The organism is Streptomyces sp. NPDC051243 (assembly GCF_044455405.1).
Taxonomy (GTDB): domain Bacteria; phylum Actinomycetota; class Actinomycetes; order Streptomycetales; family Streptomycetaceae; genus Streptomyces.
In genome coordinates, this window is the sequence record NZ_JBITES010000012.1 from 347,758 (window position 1) to 357,920 (window position 10,163).

9 protein-coding genes are annotated in these 10,163 nt (G+C 68.8%); 7 read left to right on the plus strand and 2 right to left on the minus strand.

Going from position 1 to position 10,163, the window contains the following annotated elements:
- Positions 1 to 108 precede the first annotated feature (108 nt).
- Genes ACIBAG_RS30585 through ACIBAG_RS30600 form a run of 4 tightly spaced genes read left to right on the plus strand, consistent with a single transcriptional unit; the run spans position 109 to position 4,969 of the window.
- Positions 109 to 2,328, plus strand: a complete 2,220-nt coding sequence (locus ACIBAG_RS30585; RefSeq protein WP_399109404.1) for a polyribonucleotide nucleotidyltransferase — start codon at positions 109 to 111, stop codon at positions 2,326 to 2,328.
- Entirely contained in the window at positions 2,325 to 3,704 is a 1,380-nt protein-coding gene (locus tag ACIBAG_RS30590) for a M16 family metallopeptidase (RefSeq protein WP_399109406.1), read from the plus strand. Before ACIBAG_RS30585 ends, ACIBAG_RS30590 begins: the two co-directional genes overlap by 4 nt.
- A 42-nt stretch (positions 3,705 to 3,746) precedes the next feature.
- Complete coding sequence (gene dapB / locus ACIBAG_RS30595) at positions 3,747 to 4,499, plus strand: 4-hydroxy-tetrahydrodipicolinate reductase (protein WP_399109408.1); 753 nt, start codon at positions 3,747 to 3,749, stop codon at positions 4,497 to 4,499.
- Between the two features lie 17 nt (positions 4,500 to 4,516).
- Positions 4,517 to 4,969 (plus strand): hypothetical protein, encoded by a 453-nt coding sequence (locus ACIBAG_RS30600; protein WP_399109409.1) that lies wholly within the window; start codon positions 4,517 to 4,519, stop codon positions 4,967 to 4,969.
- A gap of 105 nt (positions 4,970 to 5,074) precedes the next feature.
- On the opposite strand, the gene ACIBAG_RS30605 is transcribed toward ACIBAG_RS30600, so the two are convergent.
- Positions 5,075 to 5,629 carry a hypothetical protein gene (locus ACIBAG_RS30605; protein ID WP_399109411.1) on the minus strand — a complete coding sequence of 185 codons (555 nt, stop codon included), beginning with the start codon at positions 5,627 to 5,629 and terminating at the stop codon, positions 5,075 to 5,077.
- A 90-nt stretch (positions 5,630 to 5,719) separates the two neighbouring features.
- A complete protein-coding gene (locus ACIBAG_RS30610) occupies positions 5,720 to 5,956 on the minus strand; it encodes a hypothetical protein (RefSeq protein ID WP_399109413.1) in 237 nt (78 codons plus the stop codon).
- A gap of 210 nt (positions 5,957 to 6,166) precedes the next feature.
- Here ACIBAG_RS30610 and thyX point away from each other — a divergent pair, with 210 nt between their 5' ends.
- From thyX to ACIBAG_RS30625, 3 genes are all read left to right on the plus strand, one after another.
- Positions 6,167 to 6,907 carry an FAD-dependent thymidylate synthase gene (gene thyX, locus ACIBAG_RS30615; protein ID WP_399109415.1) on the plus strand — a complete coding sequence of 247 codons (741 nt, stop codon included), beginning with the start codon at positions 6,167 to 6,169 and terminating at the stop codon, positions 6,905 to 6,907.
- Between the two features lie 200 nt (positions 6,908 to 7,107).
- Complete coding sequence (gene dapA / locus ACIBAG_RS30620) at positions 7,108 to 8,007, plus strand: 4-hydroxy-tetrahydrodipicolinate synthase (protein WP_399109417.1); 900 nt, start codon at positions 7,108 to 7,110, stop codon at positions 8,005 to 8,007.
- A gap of 156 nt (positions 8,008 to 8,163) precedes the next feature.
- Positions 8,164 to 9,849 carry a ribonuclease J gene (locus ACIBAG_RS30625; RefSeq protein WP_399109418.1) on the plus strand — a complete coding sequence of 562 codons (1,686 nt, stop codon included), beginning with the start codon at positions 8,164 to 8,166 and terminating at the stop codon, positions 9,847 to 9,849.
- Positions 9,850 to 10,163: the final 314 nt, after the last annotated feature.

Below are 10,163 nucleotides of genomic sequence, written 5' to 3' on the forward strand. Positions count from 1 at the left end.
GCTTCGATCGAAGACCGGCCCGCACCAGATGGAGCGCTTCTCCGCCCACGTCCCTCCGCCACACGGGCGGACCGGGACCAAAGACGAAAAGTAACGGAGAAACCGCTAGTGGAGAACGAGACCCACTACGCCGAGGCCGTCATCGACAACGGCTCCTTCGGCACCCGCACCATCCGCTTCGAGACGGGCCGCCTGGCCAAGCAGGCCGCCGGCTCCGCCGTGGCGTACCTGGACGACGACACCATGGTGCTGTCGGCCACCACCGCCTCCAAGAACCCCAAGGACCAGCTCGACTTCTTCCCCCTGACGGTGGACGTCGAGGAGCGGATGTACGCCGCCGGCAAGATCCCCGGCAGCTTCTTCCGCCGTGAGGGCCGGCCGTCCGAGGACGCCATCCTCACCTGCCGCCTCATCGACCGCCCGCTGCGCCCGTCCTTCAAGAAGGGCCTGCGCAACGAGATCCAGGTTGTCGCCACGATCATGGCGCTCAACCCCGACCACCTGTACGACGTCGTGGCGATCAACGCCGCCTCCGCGTCCACGCAGCTGGCCGGCCTGCCCTTCTCCGGCCCGATCGGCGGCGTCCGCGTCGCGCTGATCCGCGGCCAGTGGGTGGCCTTCCCGACGCACACCGAGCTCGAGGACGCCGTCTTCGACATGGTGGTCGCGGGCCGCACCCTGGAGGACGGCGACGTCGCGATCATGATGGTCGAGGCCGAGGCCACCGAGGAGACCATCAAGCTGGTCGCCGGTGGCGCCGAGGCGCCGACGGAGGAGGTCGTCGCCGCCGGTCTGGAGGCCGCGAAGCCCTTCATCAAGGTCCTGTGCAAGGCCCAGGCCGACCTCGCCGCGAAGGCCGCCAAGCCGACCGGTGAGTTCCCGATCTTCCTGGACTACCAGGACGACGTCTTCGAGGCGCTGACGGCCGCCGTCAAGCCCGAGCTCGCCCAGGCGCTCACCATCGCCGGCAAGCAGGAGCGCGAGTCCGAGCTGGACCGCGTCAAGGCGCTCGCCGCCGAGAAGCTCCTGCCGGAGTTCGAGGGCCGCGAGAAGGAGATCTCCGCCGCGTACCGCTCGCTCACCAAGCAGCTGGTCCGTGAGCGCGTGATCAAGGAGAAGAAGCGCATCGACGGCCGCGGTGTCACCGACATCCGCACGCTGGCCGCCGAGGTCGAGGCCATCCCGCGGGTGCACGGTTCCGCGCTGTTCGAGCGTGGCGAGACCCAGATCCTGGGCGTCACCACCCTCAACATGCTCCGCATGGAGCAGCAGCTGGACACCCTCTCGCCGGTGACCCGCAAGCGCTACATGCACAACTACAACTTCCCGCCGTACTCCACCGGCGAGACCGGCCGCGTCGGCTCCCCGAAGCGCCGCGAGATCGGCCACGGCGCCCTCGCCGAGCGCGCCCTGATCCCGGTCCTGCCGACCCGCGAGGAGTTCCCCTACGCGATCCGTCAGGTGTCCGAGGCCCTCGGCTCCAACGGCTCGACGTCCATGGGCTCGGTCTGCGCCTCCACCATGTCGCTGCTGAACGCCGGTGTGCCGCTGAAGGCCCCGGTCGCCGGTATCGCCATGGGCCTGATCTCCCAGGAGATCGAGGGCGAGACGCACTACGTCACCCTCACCGACATCCTCGGTGCGGAGGACGCCTTCGGTGACATGGACTTCAAGGTCGCCGGTACGAAGGAGTTCGTGACCGCCCTCCAGCTCGACACCAAGCTGGACGGCATCCCGGCCTCCGTCCTGGCCGCCGCCCTGAAGCAGGCCCGTGACGCCCGCCTCCACATCCTCGACGTGATGATGGAAGCGATCGACACGCCGGACGAGATGTCCCCGAACGCGCCGCGGATCATCACCGTGAAGATCCCGGTCGACAAGATCGGTGAGGTCATCGGCCCCAAGGGCAAGATGATCAACCAGATCCAGGAGGACACCGGCGCCGAGATCACGATCGAGGACGACGGCACCATCTACATCGGTGCCGCCGACGGCCCGTCCGCCGAGGCCGCCCGCACCACGATCAACGGCATCGCCAACCCGACGATGCCCGAGGTCGGCGAGCGCTACCTGGGCACGGTCGTGAAGACGACGACGTTCGGCGCCTTCGTCTCGCTCCTCCCCGGCAAGGACGGTCTGCTGCACATCTCGCAGATCCGCAAGCTGGCCGGCGGCAAGCGCGTGGAGAACGTCGAGGACGTCCTCGGTGTGGGCCAGAAGGTCCAGGTCGAGATCGCCGAGATCGACTCCCGCGGCAAGCTCTCCCTCGTTCCGGTCATCGAGGGCGAGGAAGGCTCCGAGGACAAGAAGGACGACGCCGACCAGTGACGTCGAGCAGCTTCAAGGCGACGGCCCGCCCCTCTTCGGAGGCGCGGGCCGTCGCCCGTACCCAAACCCTGATCAAGGGCACCAACGGCATCGGTACCGTCCGCAAGACCACCCTCCCGGGAGGCCTGCGCATCGTCACCGAGACCCTGCCCTCGGTCCGCTCCGCCACCTTCGGCATCTGGGCGCACGTCGGCTCCCGCGACGAGACCCCGGCGCTGAACGGCGCCACGCACTACCTGGAGCACCTGCTCTTCAAGGGCACCACCCGCAGGTCCGCCCTGGACATCTCCTCCGCCATCGACGCCGTCGGCGGCGAGATGAACGCCTTCACGGCGAAGGAGTACACGTGCTACTACGCGCGCGTGCTCGACGCAGACCTGCCGCTCGCCATAGACGTCGTCTGCGACATGCTCACGGGCTCCCTGATCCTCGAAGAGGACGTCAACGTCGAGCGGGGCGCCATCCTCGAAGAGATCGCCATGACCGAGGACGACCCGGGCGACTGTGTGCACGACCTGTTCGCGCACACCATGTTCGGCGACAACCCCCTCGGCCGCCCGGTCCTCGGCACGGTCGACACCGTCAACGCCCTCACCGCCGACCGCATCCGCCGCTTCTACAAGAAGCACTACGACCCGACCCACCTGGTGGTCGCGTGCGCCGGCAACATCGACCACAACAAGGTCGTACGACAGGTCCGAGCCGCCTTCGAGAAGGCGGGCGCCTTCAAGAACGGCGACGCCGCCCCCGTCGCGGCGCGAGGCGGCAGTCGCACCGTGCGCACCGCCGGCCGCGTCGAGCTGATCGGCCGCAAGACCGAGCAGGCCCATGTCGTCCTCGGCATGCCCGGCCTGTCCCGCACGGACGACCGCCGCTGGGCGCTGGGCGTGCTGAACACGGCGCTGGGCGGAGGCATGTCCTCCCGCCTGTTCCAGGAGGTCCGCGAGAAGCGCGGCCTGGCCTACAGCGTGTACTCGTACACCTCCGGCTTCGCCGACTGCGGCCTGTTCGGCGTGTACGCGGGTTGCCGGCCCTCGCAGGTCCACGACGTGCTGAAGATCTGCCGCGACGAACTCGACCATGTCGCCGCGCACGGCCTGCCCGACGACGAGATCGACCGCGCCATCGGCCAGCTCCGCGGCTCCACCGTCCTCGGCCTGGAGGACACCGGTGCGCTCATGAACCGCATCGGCAAGAGTGAGCTGTGCTGGGGCGAGCAGATGTCCGTCGACGACATGCTGGCCCGGATAGCGGCCGTGACCCCGGACGACGTCCGCTCCGTCGCCCGCGACATCCTGGGGCAGCGGCCCTCGCTGTCGGTCATCGGCCCGCTGAAGGACAAACAGGCGTCCCGGCTGAACGACGCCGTCGCCTGACCGGTCCCCCCTCGGAACATCCGACGTAAGGAAGCAACAGAGATGAGCAAGCTGCGCGTGGCGGTCCTCGGCGCCAAGGGCCGTATCGGCTCCGAGGCGGTACGGGCGGTCGAGGCCGCCGAGGACATGGAGCTGGTCGCCGCCCTGAGCCGGGGCGACAAGCTGGAGACGCTCGCGGAGACGGGCGTCCAGGTGGTGGTCGAACTGACCACGCCGGACTCGGTGATGGCCAACCTCGACTACTGCGTCAACCGCGGCATCCACGCGGTCGTCGGCACGACGGGCTGGACCGACGAGCGCCTCGCACAGCTGAAGGGCTGGCTGGCGGAGTCCCCGGAGACGGGCGTGCTCATCGCGCCGAACTTCTCCATCGGCGCCGTCCTGACGATGAAGTTCGCGCAGATCGCCGCGCCCTTGTTCGAGTCCGTGGAGGTCGTCGAGCTGCACCACCCGAAGAAGGTCGACGCCCCCTCCGGCACCGCCACCCGCACCGCCCAGCTCATCGCCGAGGCCCGCCGCGCTGCCGGCACGGCCCCGGCGCCGGACGCCACGGAGACGGCCCTGGACGGCGCGCGCGGCGCGGACGTCGACGGCGTACCGGTGCACGCGGTCCGCCTGCGCGGCCTGCTGGCCCACCAGGAGGTCCTGCTCGGCGGCGAGGGCGAGACCCTCACCATCCGCCACGACTCCCTCCACCACAGCAGCTTCATGCCGGGCATCCTGCTCGGTGCCCGCCGCGTGGTGACCACTCCGGGCCTGACCTTCGGCCTGGAAAACTTCCTGGACCTCGGCTGACACGAGGCCCCGGACACATGCGCGCGAAGCTCTCCTACGCCATAACGGCCGCCGTCCTGGTCGTGTACTTCGTCCTGGTCGGCAGCCGTGGCGTGATGCTCATCCAGTCCGGCACGGTCCTCACCGTCACCTTCGGCGTGGCGGTGCTGATCCTGCCGGTCATCGGCCTGTGGTTCCTGTGGAAGAACACCCAGTTCGTCCGCAAGGCCAACGCCCTCGCCGCCAAGCTCGACGCCGAGGGCGGGCTGCCCGTCGACGAGCTGAAGCGCACCCCCAGCGGCCGTATCGACCGCGATTCGGCCGACGAGGTCTTCGCCCGCCGCAAGGCCGAGACGGAAGCGGCCCCCGACGACTGGCGCAGCTGGTTCCGCCTCGCCGTCGCCTACCACGACGCACGCGACACCCCGCGGGCCCGCAAGGCCATGCAGCGGGCGATCGCCCTGCACGACGGCAAGACCGTCGAGGCCTGAGCCCGGCGGCGGCCTTCGGCCGTACGACGACGGCACAGCCGTAAGCCGAAGGGGCCGACGCGCACTCGCTGCGGACCGGCCCCTTCGGTGTCGCCCCTGTCGGGATCAGCCCTGGCCGTTCTCCGCCGCCCATGCCTCGACCGCGTCGGCGGCCCGGTCGAACGCCGCCGTGCGCCCCAGGAAGTCCGCGTTGTGCGTGGTCATCAGCACCGGCAAGTCATCCGACGCACGACCGCGGCGCACGAGCATCAGCGCCTGCCCCTGCACCGTGCGCGGCAACCCGAGCCACCGCACCGGCTGCTGCACCGTCCGGACGGCGACGACCTGCTCCCAGGGCACCGTACGCGTCAGCAGGAAGCCGACCTGACGCATCCCGTGCGCACTCACCCACACGCCCATGCGCAGCAACCGCAGGGCACCGACGATGATCACCAGGGCGATGCCGAAGACGACGGCCGCCTCGTTCACCGTGCCGGTCAGAGCGATGATGACCGCCGCGAACAGCACATACGAGGCGAGCAGCAACCACAGCGCCGCCACACCCACCCGCCACGGCCCGGGACGGTAAGGGCGCCGCCAGCGGTCACGGTCCTCGAAGGGCAGTGCGACGTCGTCGGCGGCCTCGAAAGTGCGGTCGGCCGTCAGGAAGGGCAGGGGCACGGCTGTTCCTCACTCAATCCACGCTGGGGCTGTGCCCGGTGAGGCTATCGACCCGTGTCCCCGCTCACCACCCTTGGGGGTCCGAAGGAGTCAGCGCCCCTGGGACGCCTGCGACTGCTGGCTCTGCGCGCCGGTATCGGTCGACAGCGCCGGCATGCCGACCACCAGCGAGCCCACCAGCCCGGCGACGATGGTGAGGCCCAGCAGCCACCGCCCGGCTATCTGACCGGCGGACGCCCGCTCACGGGGCGGGGGAGTGACATCGCTGCGGAACTGGTCGGCCTCGGCGAGGAAGGCGAAGGGTACGGACTCGCGCCGACGGAACATCGGAGGGTCTTCTCCTCTCGGGGTCGTATGAGTGACCGTCACTGACACAGACGAGCGGGTGCCCCAAAAGGTGCCCGGTTTCACCGAATTCACAGAAATTCGCCGATGTTCGCCGACGTATGTCGTGACCCGGCACCGAACGCCCCGTTGTCAGAGCCGGGCCGTAGAGTGGGCGCCGCCCAGAGAAGTGATGGAAGGACCCTCCGAGCCGTGACCGACACCCCCGCCGACGACCTCAAGCCCAGCTTCCGCAGCGACGTCACCGTCGAGCTGGTCAAGCACAGCGCGGCCGACTCCGACGTGCTGTGGGCCGCCCGTGTCTCCACCGCCGGCGAGCAGTCCCTGGAGGAGCTGCAGAAGGACCCCGAGCGCTCCAAGGGCCTGATCAACTACCTGATGCGGGACCGGCACGGCAGCCCCTTCGAGCACAACTCGATGACCTTCTTCATCAGCGCCCCGATCTTCGTCTTCCGCGAGTTCATGCGGCACCGCGTGGGCTGGTCGTACAACGAGGAGAGCGGTCGCTACCGCGAGCTGCAGCCCGTCTTCTACGTCCCCGACGAGTCCCGCAAGCTGGTCCAGGAGGGCCGCCCGGGCAAGTACGTCTTCGTCGAGGGCACCCAGGCCCAGCAGGAACTGGTGGGCCGCGTCATGGAGGACTCCTACCGGCAGGCGTACGAGGCCTACCAGGAGATGCTCGAGGCCGGCGTCGCCCGCGAGGTCGCCCGCTCCGTCCTCCCCGTCGGCCTCTTCTCCTCGATGTACGCCACCTGCAACGCCCGCTCCCTGATGCACTTCCTCGGCCTGCGCACCCAGCACGAGCTGGCCAAGGTTCCGTCCTTCCCGCAGCGGGAGATCGAGATGGTCGGCGAGAAGATGGAGGCGGAGTGGGCCAAGCTCATGCCGCTCACCTACGCCGCCTTCAATGCGAACGGCCGCGTGGCGCCGTAAAGCACCCCGGGCGCTGGGGCATGCGTCAGCCTCATGAAGTGTCCGTATTGCGGCATTTAGAGAAGTTCATCTAGCCTGATCAAACGGACCCGGCACTGCTTGAACCCCCGAGCAGGCAGTGCCGGGCTCCACATTTGTCCTGACTTTCCCGCACCCCCCGAGGGCAGACCACGGCGTGCGCAACGAGTAGCGTGTAACCCATGGCTCCGACCTCCACTCCGCAGACCCCCTTCGGGCGGGTCCTCACCGCCATGATCACGCCCTTCACGGCGGACGGCGCACTCGACCTCGACGGCGCGCAGCGGCTCGCCACGCACCTGGTGGACGCAGGCAACGACGGCCTGATCATCAACGGCACCACCGGCGAGTCCCCCACCACCAGCGATGCGGAGAAATCGGACCTCGTACGAGCCGTACTGGAGGCGGTCGGCGACCGGGCCCACGTCGTGGCCGGCGTCGGCACCAACGACACCCACCACAGCCTCGAGCTCGCGCGCGCGGCGGAGCAGGTGGGCGCACACGGCCTCCTGGTCGTCACGCCGTACTACAACAAGCCCCCGCAGGAGGGCCTGTACCGGCACTTCAAGGCCATCGCCGATGCCACCGAGCTGCCGGTCATGCTCTACGACATCCCCGGCCGCAGCGGCGTCCCGATCAACACCGAGACGATCGTCCGCCTCGCCGAGCACCCGCGCATCGTCGCCAACAAGGACGCGAAGGGTGACCTCGGCCGAGCCAGCTGGGCCATCGCCCGCTCCGGCCTCGCCTGGTACTCCGGCGACGACATGCTCAACCTGCCGCTGCTCTCCGTGGGCGCGGTCGGCTTCGTCTCGGTCGTCGGCCACCTGGTCACCCCCGACCTGCGCGCGCTCGTGGACGCGTATGTCTCCGGTGACGTCCAGAAGGCCACGGAGATCCACCAGAAGCTGCTCCCGGTGTACACCGGCATGTTCCGCACCCAGGGCGTCATGACCACAAAGGCCGCGCTCGCACTCCAGGGCCTTCCCGCCGGACCTCTGCGCGCGCCCATGGCCGAGTGCTCACCCGAGGAGATCGAGCAGCTCAAGATCGATCTTGCCGCCGGCGGGGTACAGCTCTAACACCAGACTTGGCGCGCCGGACGCGCAGCAGACTTCACAACTGAATAAGCAGGCCACCGGTGCCTGCGCCCACACACAACGACAACTGCTTCTGCACGAACGTCACGCGCGCCACGTGCCCCACCGGTACGTGGCGCGCGTGGTGAGGAGAGTCTTTTGAGTCATCCGCATCCTGAACTCGGCCCGCCCCCGCCGCTCCCCGAAGGCGGTCTGCGGGTCACCCCGCTCGGCGGCCTCGGCGAAATCGGCCGAAACATGACGGTCTTCGAGTACGGCGGCCGCCTGCTGATCGTCGACTGCGGAGTGCTCTTCCCCGAGGAGGAGCAGCCCGGAATCGACCTGATCCTGCCGGACTTCTCGTCCATCAGGGACCGCCTCGACGACATCGAGGGCATCGTCCTCACGCACGGTCACGAGGACCACATCGGAGGCGTCCCCTTTCTGCTCCGCGAGAAGCCGGACATCCCACTCATCGGCTCCAAGCTGACCCTCGCCCTCATCGAGGCCAAGCTCCAGGAGCACCGCATCCGCCCGTACACCCTCGAGGTGGCGGAGGGGAACCGCGAGCGCATCGGCCCCTTCGACTGCGAGTTCGTCGCGGTCAACCACTCCATCCCCGACGCGCTCGCCGTGGCGATCCGCACCCCCGCAGGCATGGCGGTCCACACGGGCGACTTCAAGATGGACCAGCTCCCGCTGGACAACCGCCTCACGGATCTACACGCGTTCGCACGCCTGAGCGAGGAGGGAATCGACCTCCTCCTCTCCGACTCCACGAACGCTGAAGTGCCGGGCTTCACCCCGCACGAGCGCGACATCTCCAACGTCCTGCGCCAGGTCTTCGCGGGCGCCCGCAAGCGCGTCATCGTGGCGAGCTTCGCCAGCCACGTCCACCGCATCCAGCAGATCCTGGACGCGGCCCACGAGTACGGCCGCCGAGTCGCCTTCGTCGGCCGCTCGATGGTCCGCAACATGGGCATCGCGCGTGACCTCGGCTACCTGAAGGTCCCACCGGGCCTGGTCGTGGACGTCAAGACCCTCGACGACCTCCCGGACAGCGAGGTGGTCCTGGTCTGCACGGGCTCCCAGGGCGAACCCATGGCGGCCCTGTCCCGTATGGCCAACCGCGACCACCAGATCCGCATCGTCGAGGGCGACACGGTGATCCTGGCGTCGTCGCTCATCCCCGGCAACGAGAACGCGGTGTACCGCGTGATCAACGGCCTGACCCGCTGGGGCGCGAACGTCGTCCACAAGGGCAACGCCAAGGTCCACGTCTCGGGCCACGCCTCAGCCGGCGAGTTGCTGTACTTCTACAACATCTGCCGCCCGAAGAACCTGATGCCGGTGCACGGCGAATGGCGCCACCTGCGCGCCAATGCCGAACTGGGCGCCCTCACCGGCGTTCCCCACGACCGCATCGTCATCGCCGAGGACGGCGTCGCCGTGGACCTCATCGAGGGCAAGGCCAAGATCTCCGGCAAGGTCCAGGCGGGATACGTGTACGTCGACGGCCTCTCGGTCGGCGACGTGGGCGAGCCGGCGCTGAAGGACCGCAAGATCCTCGGCGACGAGGGCATCATCTCGGTCTTCGTGGTGGTGGACTCCTCCACCGGCAAGATCACGGGTGGCCCGCACATCCAGGCCCGCGGATCCGGCATCGAGGACACCGCCTTCGGAGACGTCGTCCCGAGGATCACGGAGGTCCTGGAGCGTTCCGCGCAGGACGGCGTGGTCGAACCCCACCAGCTGCAGCAGCTGGTGCGCCGCACCTTGGGCAAGTGGGTGTCGGACACGTATCGGCGCAGGCCGATGATCCTGCCTGTGGTGGTGGAGGTCTGACGGTCCGTCGGACACTCGGCTGCGTGAACCAGGAGCGGGGCGCCTCGATTTGCATCGGGGCGCCCCGCTCCAGTACGTTTACGGCTCCGCCCGAACGGGAACCCGGTCGCCTCGTGCACCGGAACCAGCTCCCGGAGGGGGCGGGAATTCCGACTCAGAATCTCTGATAAAGTCGGAGCCGCCGGAAAGGGAAACGCGAGAGCGGGAACCTGGAAAGCGCCGAGGAAATCGGATCGAGAAAAGATCTGATAGAGTCGGAAACGCAAGACCGAAGGGAAGCGCCCGGAGGAAAGCCCGAGAGGGTGAGTACGAAG